The following is a 20006-nucleotide window of genomic DNA, read 5'->3' on the forward strand; positions in this document are numbered from 1 at the left end:
GTGCATGGCCCCTTAGTATGCCGCACAAAAGAACAGCTGGATAGCGGACATCACGCACGGTCAAAAACCGGCGAAAAACGACCAATTTTGGGAATCCCGCAGTAGGAATCGGGTGGACTATCTGGGGTGAATTGTGGTCTATAGGTACTATATGTGGGGTTGCAAATGGCTCAAACGTCAAAGAGAAGGCTTCCTGACCCGGCACAGGTTGACGAGGCGGAGAAGCAAATCAGGGAGTATTCTAGGACCGTGAAATTCACGGTAACGGAGTATTCCTTTGAATTCATTGTGCAAAAGCTGAAAGCAGACAGGTATTATGTACCGGGCTATCAGCGTGAGTTCGTTTGGACGCCGGCCAAACAGTCCAAATTCATCGAGTCCGTGTTCATGGGGTTGCCGATTCCGTTCGTGTTCTTCTGGCAGGACGAAGAAGGCAGAATGGAAATCGTCGACGGTTCTCAACGCATAAGAACGATACGCGACTTCATGGACGATAAGGTTGCCCTACGAGGGTTGGAGACCCTGCCTGCCGCTAACGGTCTGCGTTTCTCGGACTTCGCGCCCTCTCGGCGACTGATGTTCTCGGAGAAGTCCCTGAGGGTCATCATCCTCGACAACTCCACGGATGCCGTGACGCGCACGGAGATGTTCGCACGAATCAATACAGGTGGGACGACTGCAAACGATGCCGAAGTGAGGCGCGGCAGCTTGCCCGGGCCATTTATGGACATGGTCATCGAGTTGGCCGATTCGCCCGAGTTTGTCGAACTGACACCGATAAGCCGATCCTTGGTAGATAAGCGAGAACGCGAAGAGTTGGTGACACGATTTTTCGCTTATCTGGAGAGTTTCGACCCGACGCTTGTCGCCTCGGATGGGGGTAATGGCGATATCCCGAGCTACAAGGAAGAGCCTAGGCGGTTCTATTTTTCCTTTGTCAAGGAAGCTAACGACCGGATCTCTTCTGAAATAGAACAAGATGATACGTCTCCTACTGCCGACGCAATGCGTGAAGAGTTCCTTCGGACGCTGCAATTCGTGAACGCGGTTTCGCCAAATGGCTTCACGAAATCACAGACGGGCAATCAGGTTCCACGTGTGAGGTTTGAGTCCATCGCCGTTGGCTCGGCATTGGCGTTGCGCGCCGATCCAGATCTTTTGCTGCGTTCACCAGATATAACTCCGTTGTTGGAATCCGCCCCTTTTAAGGAAGCAACAAAATCGGACGCTGCAAACGTTAAGAGCAAGCTTCTAGGCCGTATTAGGCTAGTCAGAGATTGGTTGGCAGAACGATGATTGATGTTCTAAGCCACCTTGACGAGCGGGAAGAAGAATTTGCGCGACATTTGTCGATCGCGCGAATGCTTGAGGCACGCGTGGATGACTTGGTCGACGAGGGCGATATCCATGTCGAAGTGCGGCACATAAATACATTGAAGTCCGGCCTGTTGATCCACCTCTACAATATCGTTGAGGCAATCACGACTAGGACACTCACTGCTGTCGGTCAAACTGTCGTGACGGAAGCACCCCGCCGTTGGACAGCGTTGGTATTGAAAGAGTGGGTACGTTCGGAAATCTGGAGTGGCGAAGAGAGGATTGGTGATGGAGCGCTGAGGCGACTAACTCAGGTCAGTGGCACGTTGGCATCCGGCAACAATCCGACTGAATTTGTGGTCAAAGGAGAACCAGGTAGTTGGGATGACAAGTCCATCCGCAAAGTGGCTGAACGCCTCGGCTGCCAACTGGTGCTTTCGCGCAGGATCAAGCGAGCAGCTTACGAAAAGGCCTTCCGAGATGACACCACGGCTTTGGAGTATCTTGCGCGAAAAAGAAATGCTATCGCACACGGTGCAAGCACATTCGAGGGTGGTGCAAACGAACTCACGTTGGATGACCTAGAAGGTCTGGCTAGACGCGTATTGCCTTATCTTCGAGCTGTTTCGGAGTCCTACCAAACTTTCTTGGAAAGCAAGAAATACCTGATCGAAGCGGAGATTGTTGCATGAACTGCGAACACCAGATTATTGCAGTGGATCTGTTCTGCGGTGTCGGAGGTTTGACGCATGGTTTAACGCGTGCTGGCGTTCAAGTTCGAATTGGGGTGGATTTGGATCCTGCATGCCGTTTTCCACTGGAAGCTAACAATTCTGCCAAATTCATTGAAGCCGATGTTGCGGAGCTTGATCCCTCTGAGATCGCATCGGTATTTGAAGCCTCAGAGATTTCCCTCTTGGCAGGTTGCGCTCCATGCCAACCCTTTTCGTCGTATTCGCAATCAGCGAGACGAAATGGACCACATGATGATTGGGAGTTGCTGTCTTCGTTTTCCGAACTTGTCCTTGCCGTTCGACCGACGCTAGTCACGATGGAGAACGTGCCACCGCTCCAAAAGCAGCAGATTTTCCGAGACTTCGTAAGTGCATTGGACGAGGCTGGATATTTCGTTGATTTTGCAGTGGTAGATGGTCGCAACATCGGTCTGCCACAGCAACGGCAACGTTTGGTATTGGTCGCATCTCTCCTTGGACCGATCACAATCCCGGAGTCAGCGAAACCGCCGGTCACCGTAAGAGATGCCATTTCTGACCTGCCGCCTATAGAAGCGGGGACAGCAGACCTAAACGATCCCCTCCATGCGTCCGCCTCATTAAGTGAGTTGAACTTGGAGCGAATCCGCCATTCAAAACCTGGCGGAACTTGGAGAGACTGGCCGGAAGAAATCGTCGCTGCCTGCCATAAACGAAGTACAGGCTCGACATACCCATCGGTTTACGGACGGATGGAGTGGGATAAACCGTCGCCAACCATGACGACGCAATGTTATGGGTTTGGAAATGGTCGGTTCGGACACCCCGAGCAGGATCGCGCAATCAGTCTTCGCGAAGCGGCGATGCTGCAGAGCTTTCCGAAGGATTATGACCTCGTTGCACCTGGTGCGACGATCAATTTTAACGTCTTGGGACGCATGATCGGCAATGCGGTTCCAGTGCTCCTAGGCGAATTCATCGGTGAGATTCTCGTAGAGCACGTTAGGACTCATGACGACAAGCTTGGCTGAGGCACCAAATATCGAACCCGCGCGCTCTGCGCTAATGCGGCGGATTGGGCCGAAGAACACAAAGCCTGAAATGGTGGTTCGGCAGACTTTGCACCGTTTGGGCTATCGTTTTCGCTTGCATGCCAAAGAGCTGCCCGGACGGCCTGACATCGTGTTTCGCCCGCGGAAGAAGGTGATATTTGTTCATGGCTGTTTCTGGCATCGCCATCCAGGTTGTCGAAAGTCCACGTCGCCCAAGACAAGGAGAGAGTTTTGGGAGGCAAAGTTTGCGGCGAACCAGGCGCGTGACGCACGGGTTCAAGAAGACTTAATTGCTCTTGGATGGCAGTGTCTAATCATCTGGGAGTGCGAAACTTCGGATCTCATCTGTCTAGAAGATCGACTTAAGGTGTTCCTAAGGTGAGCTAAGAAGATGATGTCGTTCAAAGTAAGTAAATTTGTGATCCGAAAAGCCGGTGTCTCTCAAACTGGCACCTGTGACGAAAACCTTTTATCACTACCGTCAATCGGAGTTTCAAAATGAACGATGACCGAAAATCCGAGCAGTTTCGTTTTGAGCTGTCACTCAGTGTCCTCAACCACCTTGGGAGGAACCTTTACAGAAACTTCGTTACCGTACTCGGGGAAGCGATCTCGAATTCATGGGACGCCGATTCAAAGAATGTCTGGATCGATATTGATCGGTCGAACTCTTCGTTCTCCATCAAGGATGATGGGGTTGGAATGGACGCTGGCGATTTCCAAAACAAGTTTCTCAAAATCGGATACTCCAAACGTAAAGATGGAAAGAGGCTCTCAGATGGAAAAAGGCCGTTCATCGGAGCTAAAGGAATTGGAAAACTTGCGCTGCTCTCTTGTGCGGACCGCATCGCAATCTTCACCAAAACCGAGACGACGGAATATGTCGGAGGCGCAATCGACAATAACGATCTCGATCGTGCGATCACCGACGACCTCACACCGCAGCAGTATGAGTTAGAGGGTTTGGACCCCAGCATAGTCGGCGACCTGATGACTGATCATCCTCGCGGAACGATCATCGTATTTCAGAATATGAAGGAGAAAATGAAGAACTCGGAGGCCTACATCAAGAAGATCTTGGCGATGAGCTTCAAGTTTTCGCTCTTCGATCCTGAATTCAATATCTATGTAAACGGAGAACGGGTTACGGTTAACGACCTAAGTGATCTTTCCGGTAACACCGAATTCTTGTGGATCATCAACAAATATGATGACGCCTTCACTTCAGGAATGCAAAAACTGAAGGCAGAGCCGAATGGGGTTGTCACAGATTTGCCGATCAAGGGCTTCCTGGCAACTGTCGTAAAACCGCGAGATGCAAAGATCAGCATGACCGAAGAAAGGGCGTCGGTCGATCTCTTCGTAAACGGACGCCTGCGCGAAAAGAATATTCTTCGTCATATTCCGACACAACGAATTCTCGAAAGCTACCTCTACGGCCAAGTTCACTATGATAGCATGGACCGCACGGGCAAGGATCCGTTCACCAGTAGCCGTGAGGGTATTGTCGAAGACGACGCTTCCTTTAATGAGCTTCTGGAGTACCTCAAGAAAGATTTGGTGCCGAGGATACTCGACGAGTGGGATGCTTTGCGTCTTAGTAGGGACGAAGAGGGTGATGACGAAAACCCGCGCGTTTCCAAGAAGCAACGAAAAGCCAAGGCCCTTGTGTCAGAGACCGAAAAGGAGTTCTCCCCTCCGCCTGGGACGCCGCAGCGAGGTGAAGTCGAGGATTGGCTTAGAAGACTTCGACCCGATGCCGAGTTCAATATCTCCGCCTATATCGACTGTTTTCTCTCGGAGAACCTAATTCGACAATTCATAAAAAACCAATCACTTCCTCTAACCAAGCCAGCCGTGGATGAGATCGAAAAATGGAAAAAAAGAGAAGAAGAAAACCTCGCAGCTGCGAACATCAGCTACGATATAACTCGCTCTGTTGACGACCTAGGGCACCTTGGGATGAAGGAGCTTAGCATTATGTCGGAAGGCGGAAAGAATGACTCCAGCGGTAGGCCGACCCCGTTATATCAGGACCAAACGACCTACACCCCAATTCGAAATGCAGTGGGCCATACCAGCCTGCTCACCTCAAATGCGAAAACGCAGTTGAGCATAACCCTTGAGAACATCAAGGCGCGCTTAGCTCGGTTACTGGAAAGGGTCAGAACGAGCTAGCTCGCCAAAACGAACCGCTTCGGAATAGCCGGATCTAAGGTCTACGTTCGATCCTTTGCTACACTGTCGTAGAGTTCTCTTTGCGTGGCCTCGAAGCGCTTTTGAAAGGGCCGTATTCGACAAAGTACATCTTCGACGCTTTGCGAGACCTTTTCAGAGCTAGAGTTGGTCGCTTCAGCAGCGGACCATAGAAGAATGAAGATTTTCACCGCTTCTTAGAACCGAGCGAATCCTCGGCCACTTCACTTGAATCGACAATTTTGCCCGAATTTGCTGCACGTTTTGCTGCACAATGTGCAGCGCATCCAAATCAGGCTTCAACCAAAATCAACAACTTAAAGGATTGATAAGGCACAACTTTCGGACTTCGTCTCCGCCACCACCCCATTTGCCACGTCACCTTGGGCTGCGCGGACACCCGCGAAGCCGCTGTCGTTCAGTCGTTTTCAGGCAAGTCGCGATCTCTGGGCATCGTTCGTTTTGCCTGCTTCTGTCCCACTGCGTGGTATGATGTGAGGGATGGAGTCGGCGGCGCATTCCGGTCGGCTGGCACGGATCTTTGCAGCGGATCTCGGCCGGAAGCCACATGGCGACGGAAGCGGCCAGTACCTCGTCACCGATCGATCCGGCGCAGATCACGATCGGTCCGTCCGCCGCGTGGCATTGGTGTCCGTCCTGCAGACGACATTGCGTGATTTGAAAGACCCGACCGGCGCTATCGGCACACGTTCTTCGTGCCGTTCTTCCCCTGACCCGAGACGACCATGTCGTACCGCCGATCGCCGCCACCTCCCTCCGTCTCATTGGACGAGAATGCCACGCCAAGCAGATCGCCATCTTAGCGCTTCGCGTCACAAATGCGGTCTGGGCCTCAATGAATTCAGCAGAAGTTTGAGGCTATCGGCGCTGTCGCGTGACCACTCGCGACAGGGTTCGATGGTCACCGGTCCGCGCCCTCGCCCTTGCCGAACCCGCCTCCGCAGAGACCTCGTCTGGATCGTCGATCGCGAAACGGACGGTTGCTTCGGCGAAACACTGTCCGCGCGCTGGGCGTTCAAAGGCGTGCTGCCTAGCCGTTCCGGTGCACCTTGACGTGATCGACGAAGGCGCGGAGCGCGGGCGGCATCAGACGGCGCTCGGTGTAGTAGAGCGACGGCGCGTCGAAGGGCGGGGTCCAGTCGCCCATCACCGTCTCGAGCGTCCCCGCGGTGAGGTCGGCGGCGGCATATTCGTCGAAGAGATAGGCCAGGCCGAGCCCTGCCCGCGCCGCGACGAGCTCGATGCCGTTCACGCGCAGCGCGCCTTGGGGAACGAATTCGACCGGTCGACCGTCTTTCTCCAGCGACCATGGCAAGGCCGTGCCGCCGGCGAAGACATGGGCGATGCAGTCGTGATCGGCCAGATCCTCGGGGGTCTCGGGCCGGCCCCGCGCGTCCAGATAGGCAGGGCTGCCGACCACGACCATGCGCTGCGGCGCGCCGAGCCGGACCGCGATCATGTCCCCGTCGAGCCGGTCGTCATAGCGCACGCCGGCGTCGAAGCCGCCCGCGACGATGTCGATCAGGTCGCTCTGGGCCAGGAGTTCGAAGCTCACGCCCGGATGGATCGCGGCGAAGGAGGCGACCAGCGACATCAGGCGCAACTCCAGGGCCGGGCGCGGCCCGTTGATGCGGATGCGGCCCGTGAGCGTGTCGCCGCCCTGGATCGGCCGGGCCGCGTCGGCGAGCACGGCTGCGGCATCGGCCACGCGCGCGTTCAGGCGCCGTCCCTCCTCGGTCAGGGCGACGGACCGGGTCGACCGGTTGAAGAGGCGGACGCCCATTCGCGCCTCGAGCTCGCGGATGCGCTCGGAGAGCGTCGAGGGCGCGAGGCCGAGCTCGGCCGCGGCGGCACGGAAGCTGAGGCGACGGGCGAGGACGGAGAACTGGTGGAGCGTATCGAGGCTGGGGCGCATGGACTCATCGTTCGGATATCCGGACAGGCTATGCCGGATCAGACGGATTATCGCACGCAGTCGATGCGCATAGCTAGGGGTCATCGCACGATCCACGTTGCAAGGAGACCAGCTATGACAACCGCTCTCATCACCGGCGCCAGCCGCGGCCTCGGCCGCGCCGCGGCGCTCCATCTCGCGCAGGACGGCATAGACGTTGTCGGCACATACCGGTCGTCGGAGGCCGAGGCGGGAGCCGTCGCAGCCGAGATCCGCTCCGCCGGCGCCCGGGCCGTCATGTTGCGCTATGATGCCGAAGCGACCGACGCCGAGGCATTCGCCACCGAGCTGAAGGGCGCGCTGGCCGAGCTTGGCGCCGAACGGCTCGACCATCTGGTGAACAATGCCGGCGTGGGGGCCCACGCGCCCTTTGCGGACACCGACCTCGATGTCATGGACCGGATGTACCGCATCCATGTCCGCGCGCCCTATGCGTTGACCCGCGCCGTGCTGCCGATGATGGCGGATGGCGGGCGCATCCTCTTCGTGTCCTCGGGTCTGGCCCGCTTCGCGATCCCCGGTTACGGCGCCTACGCGGCGATGAAGGGCGCGGTGGAGGTTCTGACCCGCTACGGCGCAGCGGAGCTGGGCGCGCGGGGCATCCGGGTGAACACCATCGCGCCGGGCGCCATCGCCACCGATTTCGGCGGCGGCGCGGTGCGCGACAACGAAGAGGTCCGCGGGTTCGTGTCCTCGACCATAGCGCTCGGGCGGCCGGGCGAGGCCGACGATATCGGTGGCGCCGTGGCGGCGATCCTGTCGGACCGGATGGGCTGGCTCAACGGCGAGCGGATCGAGGTCTCGGGCGGGCAGTCCATCTGAGCGTCGGGACGGGCGGGCCGGCGCGCCCGCTCGCCCCTTCTGTTCCAGGCAACGGTCAGCCCGTCAGCATCGTCACCGCGAGGTAGAGCGAGCCCAGCGACGCGGCCGAGAAGCCCAGGATCCGCGCGAAGGGCAGGCCCGTGTAGTAGAGCAGCACGAACCAGGCCCGGCCCGCGACCACGACCGCAAGCGCGGTCGAGACGCCCGGACCGGTTGCGCCGGATGCCGCGGCCGCCGCGAGGACGGGCAGGACGTAGGCCGCGCTCTCGACCTGGTTGCGCCAGGCCCGCTCGAGGCGCAGCCCGAACGGCGTGCGGGTGATCGCGGGTCGGTTTGACGAGAAGCCGTAGCCGAACCCTTGGCTGGCATAGGCGTAGACGATCTCGACGGTCAGCGCCGTCATCGAGATGAGCGCATAGAGGATCAGGGCGGTGGTCGCTGTCATGTCATGGCCTCCTGAGCGATGGCGACGAAGGATCGGGCGGGATCGAACAGCGCCTGGCGTCGCGCCCGCAGCGGCGCGTTGTCCGGGTCGGCGGACCAGGCGTCGAAGGCTGCGCGGTCGGGAAAGCGCAGGATCGCCAAAACGCCACCCGCCTCGCCCTCCAGCATCTCCGCTTGGGGCGCGACGGCGAGCGTCTCGACCCCGTGGCGCGCGTTGATCGCCTGAATCGGCCCCGCGTAATCGCGCAGCAACGCCTCCATGTCGGACACCGCCGGCGAAACGACCATCACGACGCGGCTCATTGCCCCGGCTCCGGCAGGGTGGCGAGCCAGTCGGACAGGGCCGCGCCGATGGCGTCCGGGTGGTCCTCCTGCACGAAATGCACGCCCGCGCCCAATGGCACATGGGTCAGGTTCGACGCATTCGCCGCGACATGTTCGACCACGGGCGGCGGCATCAGGGCGCCGGGCACGACCGAGAACATCAGCTTCGGCACATCCGTCGAATAGAGCCATTCACCGTTTGCCGCGATCACCTCCGCCGTGTGCGCGGGCTCGCCCCCGATGGGGATCTGGCGGGGCCATTCCAGCGTCGGGCGGCGGCTTTCGGGCGTGGGGAACGGGGCGCGATAGTTCTCCATGACCTCGTCGGACAGCGGCGTGGCGACCGCGATCTTGCCCAGCACCTCCTCGACGAAGAAGTTGTCCTCCAGCACCATCCTCACGCCCGCGGGCGAGCGGAGCGCGCGGAAGAGCTCCGCGTTCTGCGGACCGAGCGCCTCGAGCGACGGCGCGGGCAAAGCGGGCGGAATCCCCGCCTCCATGAAGGCGAGGCCGCGGATCCGGCCGGTGCCCTCCTCGTTGCGCGCAATCTCCATGCCGAGGACGGAGCCCCAATCGTGAACCACGAGCACGACCTCGCCCAGATCCAGCCTGCCCAGAAGCGCGTCCAGATACATCGCGTGATCTTCATACGTGTAGGCGATGTCCGGCTTTCCGCTGTCCCCCATCCCTATCAGGTCGGGCGCGATGACCCGGTAATCGTCGGCCACGTGGGGGATGATGTTGCGCCAGAGATAGGAGGAGGTCGGGTTGCCGTGCAGCATCAGGATTGCTGGCCCCTCGCCTTCGTCGACATAGGCCATGGTCGAGCCCAGGACCTCCATCGTCTTCTTCTCGAAAGGGAACGCGGCCTGCGCCAGGACGGGCGCGGCGGTGAGCATCAGCGCGGCAAGCGCGGGCAGGATCGGTCGCATGACGTATCTCCGGTCGGAAAGGGCAATACCTGAGACTAGACATCGCGATTGTGCACCTGCGAGGCGCGATTTCGCGATGGTGTGGTGCGTTGATGCGACGCGCGCCCTGTGCCAACCTGCTGGCCGGAGGTCCTCCATGCCCGATCGCCCCCTGGACTGGGATGCCGTGCAAACCCTGCTCGCCGTTGCGCGCGCCCGCTCCGTCCGGGGTGCCGCCACGGCGCTGGGCATCCATCACACGACCGTCGGTCGCCGCATCGACGCGCTCGAAGCGCGGATCGGTGCGCGGTTGTTCGACCGCCGGCCCGATGGCTGGGCCCTGACGCCTTCGGGCGAGGAGGTCGCAGAGGCCGGACGCGGGTTCGACGAGGCGCTCGTGGCGGCCCGCAGACGGGTCGAGGGCCGGGACGCGGCCCTGACCGGCCATGTCACCATCACCGTGGCCGAGCCGGTCTTCGTCCGGCTGATCGCCGCGCGCCTGCCCGAGCTGGTCGCGGCCCATCCCGGTTTGGAGCTGCGATTCGACACCGGCTACGATCTGCGCGACTTGGCCCGACGCGAGGCGGATGTCGCGCTGCGCATGGACAACAACCCGCCCGAAACCCTGGTTGGAAAGCGCCTCTTCCCCTACGGCGAGGCGACGTATGCCGCGCCGGGCTACCTCGACCGCCCGGCCCCGCGATGGCTCGGCTGGTCGGCGGGCGACGATAGCTGGATCGCGGCGACCGACCTGCCGCGCCTGCCGCTTTGGGGCGTCTTCCCGTCGATCGAGGCACAGGTCGCCGCGGCCCGCGCGGGACTGGGCGTCGCGCTTCTGCCCTGCCTGATCGGGGACGCGACGCCAGGATTGGTCCGCGCGACCGACCGCACGCCGCGCCCCTCCCGCGACATCTGGCTGCTGACCCATCCCGACCTGCGCGGCACGGCGCGCGTCCGGACGGTCATGGCGTTCCTCGAACGGGTTCTGCGCGGTGCGCGCGACCGGATCGAAGGGCGCCCCCCGTCGCATTGATGCACCGGCGCCCTGCGAGATCGCGCCGTGACGTTGCAGCCCGTCCCGCGATCCGTGGCCCGACCTCGGACAGCGGAGATATGCCATTCGCTCGACACCAGAAGCGAAGCCGAGGCCCGCGTGGCGCAAACCATCGAACGGCTGGGCCCGCGCGACCTCTATGCCTTCACGCACAACTTCGCAGACCTGCCCCACGGCAGGATGCACTACGTAATTGAAGGCTCGGGCGACCCGGTGCTCTGCCTGCATGGCAACCCGACCTGGTCCTTCCTCTGACGGGCCTTCGTGATGGGATTGTCGGATCGCATACGTGTCGCCGCACCCGATCACATCGGCCCCGGCCTGTCGGACAAACCCGAGGCGGAAGGTGCTATTTCATCGAAGGGCGTATGCGCGATCTGGAGGCGCTGGTCCTCGGTCTCGACCTGCGCCGTATCACGCTCGTTCTGCAGGATTTGGGCGGCCCAATCGGCCTCGCCCTGGCCGCGCGCCATCCGGCCCGCGTCCGCGCGCTGGTGATCCTGAACTCCTTCGGCGTCTACCCGCTGCACCCGTCGCGGAAGGCCGACGGCCTGCGCCTGCCGCCGCCGCTTCGTCTGATGCGCTCGCGCCCGCTCGGCACGTGGCTGGTGCGCAAGCGCGGCATGTTCGACCGCATGGTGATGAAGTTGGCCACCGGCACACGCATGAAGGCCGTCCACCACGCCTGCACCGGCATGTCCGAGGGGCCGCGCGATCGGGGAGGCCTGATGGCGTCCCCACACCTCATACCCACCCATTCGTCCCACCCCGTTCCCCGGGTCGAAGCATTGAGATCGCGGTTAGCGGGGGGTGTTCGTTCCCGCATGTTCTTTACCCATGACCGCCCGACAGCGTGCAAAGAGCGCGTCGGTCTGGCGGGAGAGGTCGAACTCGCGTTCGATCCAGCGTCGCGCCGCGGTCGCCAGAGACGCCGCGTCCGCTGAGCCATCGCTCAAGGCGATCAGGTTGTCGCAGAGCGCGGCCGCGTCTCCCTCGTCTGAGAGCAGGCCGGTCCGGCCGTGGGACACGAGTTCGGGGATCCCGGAATGGCGGGTCGTGCAGACCGGTGTCCCCAAGGCCATCGCCTCCATCAGCGTGACGGGTATGCCCTCCTGGTCGCCATCCTCGGCCGTGATGCTGGGTGCGAGGAAGGCGTCGGCGTCGGCTATGAGGGCAACCGTGGACTGGTGCGACAGGGGGCCGAGGAACCGGATCCGATCGCCCAGACCCGCGGCGGCCGCCTGCCTCCGCAGGTCCTCCTCGCAAGGGCCCGAGCCGCCGATTTCGTACGTCCAGTCGAGCTCCGGCGCCTCGCGGCGGAGTCGCGCCAGCGCCGCGATGGCGACGTGCAGGCCCTTCTTGGGCACCAGCCGGGCGACGCTGGCGAAGCGCAGGCTGCGTGATCCGAACGCCTGCGGCGGTGTGAAGGTGTAGCGCTCCGTCGGCACCCCGAGATGTAGCACCTCGACCCGCGCGCGCGGCGCGCCGCCCGCGACCAGAAGCTCGGCGAACGGCTCGTTCACCGTCAGGAACAGGTCGCCCGCCGCGAAGAGCCCGCGATACTTCCGCAGACCATTTCGGTGATGCTCCACGCTCACGTCGCGACCGTGGAATATCGTGACGAGTGGCGGGGATGGCTTGCCCGGCTGGCGCGCGCGGGCGACCGCGGCCCCGGCATAGCCAAAATGCGCGATCACGAGGTCGCTCTCGATCTGCCGCCATGTCCAGCGTTCCGCGCGGCGCCGGATCGCGTCGTGCAGTCGCGGGGGAAGATACCGCGTCGAGGACTCGAGGCGCGGCGGCCAGTCGACGCGCCTGACCTGCTCCAGTCGGCTTGCGTTGTCCGGTGACAGCCCCGCATCATCGTCTGCCTGCCGACAGGCGACGGTGACGTCATGACCGGCCCGCAACGCATGCATGACCTGTGCGGTCACGAAGGTCTGGGACCGCGCGGGGAAGGTTGAGACGACGAAGCAGATCCTCACGCGGATCTCCGGTCGGGCGCGGTGCCGGACGCCGCCGCCTCGGTGATGACGCCGATGAAGGTACGGAACTGCTGGGTGAAATCGAGCTCCGGCCTCCGGGCATATCGCTCGGCCGTGGCGGACATCTCGGCATAGGCGTCCGGGTCGTCCCAAAGGCTGCGCAACGCGGCGACCCAGTCGGCGATGGGCGCGTCGTGGGGCAGCACGATACCGCCCGGCCCGATGGCCTGCCCCAACCCGCCCCGGTCGGATCCGATCACGGGGATGCCGCTGCAATGCGCCTCCGAGGCGATGCGGCCCCAGGCTTCCTCCCACTGGCTGGGGGCCAGGAGGATCCGGGTCCGGCCGTAAACCTTATCCATGTCGTTGGTCCGGCGCATGAAGGTGACGTTCGGCAGGGCGTCCATCTCGTCCTTGGTGCGGCGAAAATCCTCCTCCCAGAGCGTCCAGGCCTCGACGAAGAGGAACGGGATGTCGGGACAGGCCCGCGCCATGTCACGGGCGATCTCGTAGCCCTTCTTGGGGTGGATATTGATGAGCGTCGTCATCTCGCGGGTGGTTTCGGTCCGGTATTTCTCGAAGTCTATGGTCGGCGGGATCACCGTGCTCTCGATCCCGTATTCGCGCTTGTACCGCTCGGCGGTGAAGGGCGAATTGGCGATGAAGCGCGCGCCCGCGACCGCGCTGACATCGCCGTCGTTCTCGGAAAACTCGACGTTCCGAAGGTAGAACACGACCGGTATGCCATGCTTGGCAAAGAGCTGTCCGAGGACGGCGGATCGGCGGGTCTGGACGACGACGACGTCCGGCGCGAACCGCTCGATCGCGGCGCGGACGCGAACGGGGTCCATCGGCTCCCAGGTGCGCATCACCTCGTAGCCGAGGACGCGATCGACGCTGAAGGCGCGCCCGGTCAGCTTGCGCTGCGCTCGCATCCGCCACCCGAAGAACCCCCGCCCCGACGTGCCGCAATAGACGGCGCAGTCATGGCCTTCGGCGAGGCTCTGCCGGATGAGGTGATCGGTGCTGTTCTGCGTGCCACCGCTCGCTTCCGGCAGCCAGCCGTTTCCGCCGGCGAAGAGTATGCGCATGGTCGGTCCCTTTCACTGAGGTCGCGATGTGGGGTCGGCCCGGACCTCCGCCGCGCGGATATCCGGCGGGGCGGCACAGGCGTCGTCGTAGAGCTCGCCGTCGGCCCGGTAGAGTGTGCGAATGCGGTCGATGACACCGTCGGAGAGCGCGGCGCGCGACGTCCGCGGACCGGTGCTGCGGTTCTTGTGTTCGAGGGCGCCGGGCGGCAGGCCCGCGACCCGCTGAAGCTCGGCCGCCATTCTGGGCTTGGGTATCAGGTGATCGACCACCGGCTTGCCGTCGTCGCAGACGAAGTCGGATTGCGGACGAAAGTGAAAGTAGCTCATCGCGTGCCGGCGGAAGGAGGCATCCGTCGTCATCCGCGCGGTCAGGGCGTCGATCGGATCGTCGCCGACCAGGAGCATCCCGAAGGTCCGGTCCAGCCTGTTGCGCCCGCCCGCCCGCAGGTAATCGTAAGCCGAGAGGAACCGCTCGACCGGCTCGCGCAGGATCGCCACCTTCGGCAGCGTGGCCCAGGCCCGCGGACAGGACGCGCGAAGCTCCCGCCAGGTCCGATGCCGGACGCGGTAGCCATAGAGGGCGTCCTCGACCGATGTGCCCGCGTTCTTCGGAATGTGGATCAGGACGATCCCCCGCTTCAGGTAGACCGCTTCGAGGTTCGGGTCCGGCGTCGGCTGCGCCTCGGCCAGCATCCGGTCCGGCCAGAGACGCCATTCGAGCCGGGCCCTGATGCGGTCGAGCCGGGTCACGTCGCGCCTCCCGATGCCCAGCTCCGGGTCTTCCGCATCGCCTTCATCCCGAGGTCAAACGCCTCGTGCATGATGTCGCGACCGTAGCGGCTGAGCGAGAACACCGCCGCGAAGACCGCGTAGGAGAGGAGCACGCCAGCCAGCAGTCGCAGCGCGGCCGGTCCCGCAAGTCCCGCCTGCGCGACCCAGAGCACGCCGTACGCCGTGGCACCGGCGGCGAGCGCGGGACCGATGCGCCGGCGGATGCTGTCCGCGCGGATCGGGCCCTTCCGGCAGATCAGCATCCAGAGCGGCAGGAGCTTGAGCGCCGATACCGCGGCATAGGCCATCGCGAGGGCCACGACGCCATATTGGACGCCGACCGCAAAGGCCGTGCAGGTGGCGATCGCCGAGGCGAGTCCCCACCACGCCATCTCTGTCGTGCGCCCCTGGCTGATGAAGAGCCACCCTGTCGGGTTCGCGAGCGACTGCGTCAGCCCGGCAATCCCCAGTGCGGCGAAGATCGGCGCGCTTGCGGCCCATTTCGCACCGAGCAGAAAGGGAACCGCGGTATCGGCCATCGCCGTGAGCGCCGCGACGCCGGGCATGACCGCCAGCTGCAGAAGACCGAACACGCGAAAGAAGGCGTGTGCGTATCGATCCGGCTCGCGCTGCAATCTCGACAGGACCGGCACCATGATCTGCGAGAGAGGCTGCGCGACGCGGTTGAGCGGAAAGAGCAGCAGCTTGTAGGCGCGGTCGTAGAGGCCGAGCGCCTCGCTGCCCCAGACCCGTCCGATCAGGACGTTGTCGAGATTGCGCGAGAAGAAATTCGCCAGCTTGAAGCCGGTGATGCCCGCGCCGAAGCCCAGCAGGTCCGCCGTGCCGGGCGCCATGGCCGGACGTCCGGGCCGCCACGGCACCCAGAGCCAGACCATGAGCGTTCCGAGCGCCGACCCTGCGACCATGCCCGCGACGAGGGCCCAGGGCGATGGCGCGACGGACGCCCAGAGGATCGAGGTGCCGAGCGTACAGACGGCGACCGCACCGGCGTTGATGGCAAGCCGCCCGAACATCATGCCCCGGTTCAGGAGGGCGAAATGCTGTGCCCCGAGGCCCGACACGAGGATCGTGAGGGCCATCACCTGCAGGATCGCGACCAGCGCCGGCTCGCGGTAGAAATCGGCGATGAGGGGCGCCGCGAGGACCAGAAGCAGGGTGAAGAAGAGGCTGACCGAGGCGTTGACCCAGAAGAGCGAATTGACCTGCCCGTAGGTCAGATCGTCCTTCTGGACGATCGCCTGCATCAGGCCGAGTTCCTTGAAGATCGACACCAGCACGATCACCGGGCCGACCATGGCGACGAGCCCGAAATCGCTGGCCCCCAGGAGTCGCGACAGGACGATGACCGACAGGATTTGGCACCCCACGGTCACGACCTGACTCAGCCCCGTATGCAGGCTGCCGCGCAGGACGGTGCCGCTGAAGCTGCTCAATGCCGAGGCATCGACCGTGCCGTTTGGGTCGTAGAGGGGCATACACGTCTTTCGCGGGGTTGCGCGGAGAAACGCAGAAGAGCGTCACACAAGCCTCAACGCTCGGCCAGTTCTCCCGAGACCCGAAAAACACCGATTCCGCAGAAGGGCCATTTCCTGCACAAATAGCGGGCGAGTGAGGCGAAAACGCGCTCACCGACAGCGACCGGACGGGCGAAGCGCCACGGGACCACAGGAAGGGCTAGAGGAGGACGGGCGTCGCTGATGCGATGGGCCACGAGTGGATCGTCCGAGGACCCGATATGGCATCAGCGCAGCAGGGCGAGACAACCGGCGGTGCTGCGGAGACGGCGACCTCGACGGACAGGGACGTCTCGGATCAGGCATCCGCCGGGCGCGTCCTCTATCTCGCCCATGACCTCGACGATCCGGCAATCTGGCGGCGCGTGCGGATGCTTCGTCGCGCCGGGGCCGAGGTCGATCTTGCGGGGTTCCGGCGGGGCGATGGCCCCCTGCCCGGCGCGGCAATCGTGCTCGGCCGGACCCGCAACGCGCGCATGGCGCATCGGATCGTCTCCATCCTCCGCGCCCGGAGAGGCCTTCGACGCGCGCTACGAAGCGTCGGTCGCCCCGACGCCATCATCGCGAGAAACCTCGAGATGCTGGCGCTGGCCGGCCCCCTGCGGCGCGGGTTCGGTGCCGGTCCTCCGATCCGGTTGATCTACGAAGTTCTCGACATCCACCGTCTGCTCGTCGGCACCGGTCGGTCCTCACGTCTTCTGCGCCGGATCGAGCGTCGGCTGTGCCGCGAGATCGACCTCCTTCTGCTCTCCTCGCCGGCCTTCGCGCGCGAATATGTCGAACATTTCGGCCAATGCCGCGCCCCCATTGCGCTCGTCGAGAACAAGGTGCCCGAGGCCGATCTGGCGGGAATGGTGCCCCCCCCGCGCCGCCGAGACGAGGCGGAGGAGGCGATCCGGATTGGCTGGTTCGGGATCCTTCGATGCGCATGGTCGCTCGCCTGTCTCGACGCCGTGACCCGCGCGGCGCCCGGCCGCTACCGCGTTATCCTGCGGGGACGGCCCGCGCTCGACGCCGTGCCCGGGTTCCACGAGATCGTCGCGGCCAACCCGGACCTCACGTTCGAGGGGCCCTACGATTATCCGGACGACCTGCCGGTCATCTACGGCGACGTCGATCTCGCCTGGCTCGTGGACCGCTATGACGCGGGCGCGAATTCGGACTGGCTGCTGCCGAACCGCCTCTACGAGAGCGGGGCGATCGGCGTCCCCCCGATCGGGCTGGCGGGCACGGAGATCGCGGCGACGTTGCAGGCACTCAGCATCGGGGTGATCCTCGACGCGCCGACCGCCACGGCGACGTCGCGAGCGCTCGCCGCGCTGACCCCCGAAGCCCGCGCAGACCTCCGGGGCCGTCAGGATACGGTGCCCCGGTCGCGATGGATCGCCGACGGTGCGGAATGCCGCGCCCTGCTCGCGGACGTGCTCGGGCCGCGCGAGCCGGTGCCGACGCCGGAGCCCGATGGCGGCCTGCTCATCGTGATCCCGGCCCTGAACGAGGCGCGGCATATCGGCGGTGTCATCGACACGCTCGCGCCGTCGATGCGCCGCCTTCGATCCGCCGGGCGCGCTGTCCGGCTGGTGGTGTCGGATGGCGGATCGCGGGACGACACGATCCGGATCGCGAGCGCGCGCGCGGCCGCGCTGCCCGATCTCAGGATCGACGTGATCGACAACCCGGGTCGCCTCCAAAGCGCGGGGCTCAACCGCGCGGTGGCGCAGGCAGACGATGGAATGACGTGGTTCCTGCGCATGGATGCCCACGCGATCTATCCCGAAACCTATGTCGAGACGCTGCTGGACGAGGCGCGCCGCACCGGAGCCGCGAGCGTCGTGGTCGCCATGCGCGCGATCGGTCGGGGGCGGATGCAGCGGGCGATCGCGCTCGTCCAGAACAGCCGCCTTGGAAACGGCGGCGCGGCGCATCGGATGGGCGGTGCGGGTCGCGTCGTCGAGCATGGGCACCATGCCCTGATGCGGCTCGACGCGTTTCGCGCCGTGGGCGGCTACGACGAGAGCTTTTCGCATAACGAGGACGCCGAGCTCGACATTCGCCTCGTCGGCAGCGGCGCGTCGCTCTGGCTGACCGGGAAGACCGGTCTCGATTACCTGCCGCGGGACCGGCTGGACGCGCTGGCGAAGCAGTATTTCGCCTTCGGGCGGGGCCGCGCGCGCACGGTCCGGAAGCATCGCATCCGTCCACGGCTCAGGCAGGCGGTCCTGATGGCACTCGCCCCGCTGGTGGCCCTCTCCGCCCTGACGCCCGTCGAACCGATCTTCGCGGCCCCTGTCCTGGCATGGCTCCTGGCCTGCGTCGGGGGCGGGATCGTCCTGGCGTTATCGCGCCGGAGCGCCTTGGCGCTCACCGCCGGGCCGATCGCGGCGCTCATGCAATTGGCGTGGTCGCTGGGCTTCTGGTGGCAATTCGTCCGGCCCACACCCGCTCCGGCCATCACGCGGCGGTTCACGCCTCCGCCGGAGGTCCCGGCCGGTGAGGTCACCGTGGGGATCTGCACGTTCCGCCGCTCCTCGCTCCTCGCGACCCTCGACACGATCGAGCGGCAGGTCGTGCCGCCGGGCATCTCGCTCCGCATCGTCGTCAGCGACAACGATACGCAGCCGAGCGCCAAGGACGCGCTGGCCGAGTTCGCGGCCCGCTCGCGACACGAGGTCGTCTACCTCCATGCCCCGGCGGGCAATATCTCCGTCGCGCGCAACGCCATCCTCGACGAGGGGGTGCGACGTGGCTCAACCCGGCTCGCCTTTATCGACGACGACGAACTGGCCCCGCCCGACTGGCTGCAATCCCTGCTCGAGCGGATGGCGGAAGACGGCGCTGACGCCGTGGTCGGCCCGGTGCGCGCGATCTACGAGGCTGAGGCACCGGCCTGGATGCGCGCCCTCGGCATCCACGACACCATCCCGGAGCTGGACCCGCGCGGACGGCCCATCGCGGGACATAGCTGCAACGTGCTCCTGAACACCGACGCGGCCGCCTTCCAAGGCCTGCGCTTCGACCTCGGACGCGGCGTGTCGGGCGGCGAGGACACCGCCTTTTTCGAGGCCGCGCGGCGCCGTGGCGCCCGAATGGCGGTCGCGCCCGACGCCTGGCTGACCGAGCCGGTTCCGCCCGACCGGGCCCGCCTGCGCTGGCTCCTGAAGCGGCGCTACCGGATGGGCCAGACCCATGGCAGCCTTCTGTCCGAGGGTGCGACTGTTGGCGACGCGGCGTTGAACCTTGCCCGCGCCGCGGCAAAGGTCGGATGGTGTGCGGTCGCGACGCTCGTGACCGCGCCCGTCGCGCGACGGCGCAATGCGAACCTTCTTCGCGGGGCGCTGCATGTCGGGACGATGTCGGCCCTTCTCGGGGTCGCCCCGGTCCGGATCTACGGCGAACCGGTTTCCGCCGACCGATCGTATTGAACGCAAAGACCAAATTGCCTGACCCGTGCCGCAAATCCACACAGCGTCAGAAAACAGGATGTTTCCCCGAATGTCCGTGACAGGATGCAGGGGCCGCGGTAAGCGATAATCCGCCGATAACCGAGCCGGAGAGGGGCCAAGGCGGATGCGGTTTCCGAAATTCCTGTTCGGACTTTTCGTGCTGATCGGCCTCGCCGTGACGATTGGTGCGATTGCCGGATTCGGGCCGGGAAAGCTGGCGATTTTCGCGATCGCCGTCGCCGTCGTCGCGCAGCTCGCCTATGTCGGCGCCATTGCGCTCATGGCCTATATGGGCAGCCGGGACCAGCGCGAGGTCGACCCCCGCCCGCGAGAGCCCGGCGGGGCAAGCGTCTCACCGCCGAAAGATACCTGA

The 20006-nt window shown here is 64.0% G+C and carries 18 protein-coding genes and 1 pseudogene; 11 read left to right on the plus strand and 8 right to left on the minus strand.

Annotation, left to right across the window (positions count from 1 at the left end; genetic code table 11):
* The first annotated feature begins 249 nt into the window (after positions 1 to 249).
* The 5 genes from Q0833_RS12180 (at position 250) to Q0833_RS12200 (ending at position 5260) form a co-directional block, all read left to right on the plus strand.
* Positions 250 to 1296, plus strand: coding sequence for a DUF262 domain-containing protein (locus Q0833_RS12180; RefSeq protein WP_298434710.1), 1047 nt, complete (start codon positions 250 to 252; stop codon positions 1294 to 1296).
* Positions 1293 to 2009, plus strand: a complete 717-nt coding sequence (locus Q0833_RS12185) for an MAE_28990/MAE_18760 family HEPN-like nuclease (RefSeq protein WP_298434712.1) — start codon at positions 1293 to 1295, stop codon at positions 2007 to 2009. Before Q0833_RS12180 ends, Q0833_RS12185 begins: the two co-directional genes overlap by 4 nt.
* Positions 2006 to 3061, plus strand: coding sequence for a DNA cytosine methyltransferase (locus tag Q0833_RS12190; protein WP_298434714.1), 1056 nt, complete (start codon positions 2006 to 2008; stop codon positions 3059 to 3061). The genes Q0833_RS12185 and Q0833_RS12190 overlap by 4 nt, the downstream gene beginning before the upstream one ends.
* Positions 3042 to 3464, plus strand: coding sequence for a very short patch repair endonuclease (locus Q0833_RS12195; RefSeq protein ID WP_298434716.1), 423 nt, complete (start codon positions 3042 to 3044; stop codon positions 3462 to 3464). The genes Q0833_RS12190 and Q0833_RS12195 overlap by 20 nt, the downstream gene beginning before the upstream one ends.
* A gap of 116 nt (positions 3465 to 3580) precedes the next feature.
* The gene (locus Q0833_RS12200; protein WP_298434717.1) at positions 3581 to 5260 is read left to right on the plus strand and encodes an ATP-binding protein; all 1680 of its coding nucleotides are present in this window, start codon (positions 3581 to 3583) and stop codon (positions 5258 to 5260) included.
* 1069 nt (positions 5261 to 6329) lie between these two features.
* On the opposite strand, the gene Q0833_RS12205 is transcribed toward Q0833_RS12200, so the two are convergent.
* Positions 6330 to 7214, minus strand: a complete 885-nt coding sequence (locus tag Q0833_RS12205; protein WP_298434720.1) for a LysR family transcriptional regulator — start codon at positions 7212 to 7214, stop codon at positions 6330 to 6332.
* A gap of 114 nt (positions 7215 to 7328) precedes the next feature.
* On the opposite strand from Q0833_RS12205, the gene Q0833_RS12210 reads away from it, so the two are divergent.
* On the plus strand, positions 7329 to 8075 hold the full coding sequence (locus Q0833_RS12210) for an SDR family NAD(P)-dependent oxidoreductase (RefSeq protein ID WP_298434723.1): 747 nt from the start codon (positions 7329 to 7331) through the stop codon (positions 8073 to 8075).
* A 55-nt stretch (positions 8076 to 8130) separates the two neighbouring features.
* On the opposite strand, the gene Q0833_RS12215 is transcribed toward Q0833_RS12210, so the two are convergent.
* The 3 genes from Q0833_RS12215 to Q0833_RS12225 are packed head-to-tail and all read right to left on the minus strand — an operon-like array spanning position 8131 to position 9775.
* A complete protein-coding gene (locus tag Q0833_RS12215) occupies positions 8131 to 8520 on the minus strand; it encodes an MAPEG family protein (protein WP_298434726.1) in 390 nt (129 codons plus the stop codon).
* The gene (locus Q0833_RS12220) at positions 8517 to 8822 is read right to left on the minus strand and encodes a DUF1330 domain-containing protein (RefSeq protein WP_298434729.1); all 306 of its coding nucleotides are present in this window, start codon (positions 8820 to 8822) and stop codon (positions 8517 to 8519) included. The genes Q0833_RS12215 and Q0833_RS12220 overlap by 4 nt, the downstream gene beginning before the upstream one ends.
* The gene (locus Q0833_RS12225; RefSeq protein ID WP_298434732.1) at positions 8819 to 9775 is read right to left on the minus strand and encodes a haloalkane dehalogenase; all 957 of its coding nucleotides are present in this window, start codon (positions 9773 to 9775) and stop codon (positions 8819 to 8821) included. The genes Q0833_RS12220 and Q0833_RS12225 overlap by 4 nt, the downstream gene beginning before the upstream one ends.
* A 136-nt stretch (positions 9776 to 9911) precedes the next feature.
* On the opposite strand from Q0833_RS12225, the gene Q0833_RS12230 reads away from it, so the two are divergent.
* From Q0833_RS12230 to Q0833_RS17885, 3 genes and pseudogenes are all read left to right on the plus strand, one after another.
* Entirely contained in the window at positions 9912 to 10787 is an 876-nt protein-coding gene (locus Q0833_RS12230) for a LysR family transcriptional regulator (protein WP_298434735.1), read from the plus strand.
* Positions 10788 to 10907: 120 nt separating this feature from the next.
* Entirely contained in the window at positions 10908 to 11063 is a 156-nt protein-coding gene (locus Q0833_RS12235; RefSeq protein WP_298434738.1) for a hypothetical protein, read from the plus strand.
* Between the two features lie 113 nt (positions 11064 to 11176).
* Positions 11177 to 11299, plus strand: a pseudogene (locus Q0833_RS17885) (hypothetical protein); the annotation flags it as partial.
* Positions 11300 to 11608: 309 nt separating this feature from the next.
* On the opposite strand, the gene Q0833_RS12245 reads toward Q0833_RS17885, so the two are convergent.
* Genes Q0833_RS12245 through Q0833_RS12260 form a run of 4 tightly spaced genes read right to left on the minus strand, consistent with a single transcriptional unit; the run spans position 11609 to position 16151 of the window.
* Positions 11609 to 12793: a glycosyltransferase gene (locus Q0833_RS12245; RefSeq protein ID WP_298434744.1), complete on the minus strand. Its 1185-nt coding sequence runs from the start codon at positions 12791 to 12793 to the stop codon at positions 11609 to 11611.
* A complete protein-coding gene (locus Q0833_RS12250; protein WP_298434747.1) occupies positions 12790 to 13884 on the minus strand; it encodes a glycosyltransferase in 1095 nt (364 codons plus the stop codon). The genes Q0833_RS12245 and Q0833_RS12250 overlap by 4 nt, the downstream gene beginning before the upstream one ends.
* 12 nt (positions 13885 to 13896) lie before the next feature.
* Positions 13897 to 14634, minus strand: a complete 738-nt coding sequence (locus Q0833_RS12255) for a hypothetical protein (RefSeq protein WP_298434750.1) — start codon at positions 14632 to 14634, stop codon at positions 13897 to 13899.
* Entirely contained in the window at positions 14631 to 16151 is a 1521-nt protein-coding gene (locus Q0833_RS12260; RefSeq protein ID WP_298434753.1) for a lipopolysaccharide biosynthesis protein, read from the minus strand. The genes Q0833_RS12255 and Q0833_RS12260 overlap by 4 nt, the downstream gene beginning before the upstream one ends.
* A 260-nt stretch (positions 16152 to 16411) precedes the next feature.
* Here Q0833_RS12260 and Q0833_RS12265 point away from each other — a divergent pair, with 260 nt between their 5' ends.
* The gene (locus Q0833_RS12265; protein WP_298434756.1) at positions 16412 to 19612 is read left to right on the plus strand and encodes a glycosyltransferase; all 3201 of its coding nucleotides are present in this window, start codon (positions 16412 to 16414) and stop codon (positions 19610 to 19612) included.
* 178 nt (positions 19613 to 19790) lie between these two features.
* Positions 19791 to 20006, plus strand: a complete 216-nt coding sequence (locus tag Q0833_RS12270; protein WP_298434759.1) for a hypothetical protein — start codon at positions 19791 to 19793, stop codon at positions 20004 to 20006.

The sequence above is a fragment of the uncultured Jannaschia sp. genome (genome assembly GCF_947503795.1).
Taxonomy (GTDB): Bacteria; Pseudomonadota; Alphaproteobacteria; order Rhodobacterales; family Rhodobacteraceae; genus Jannaschia.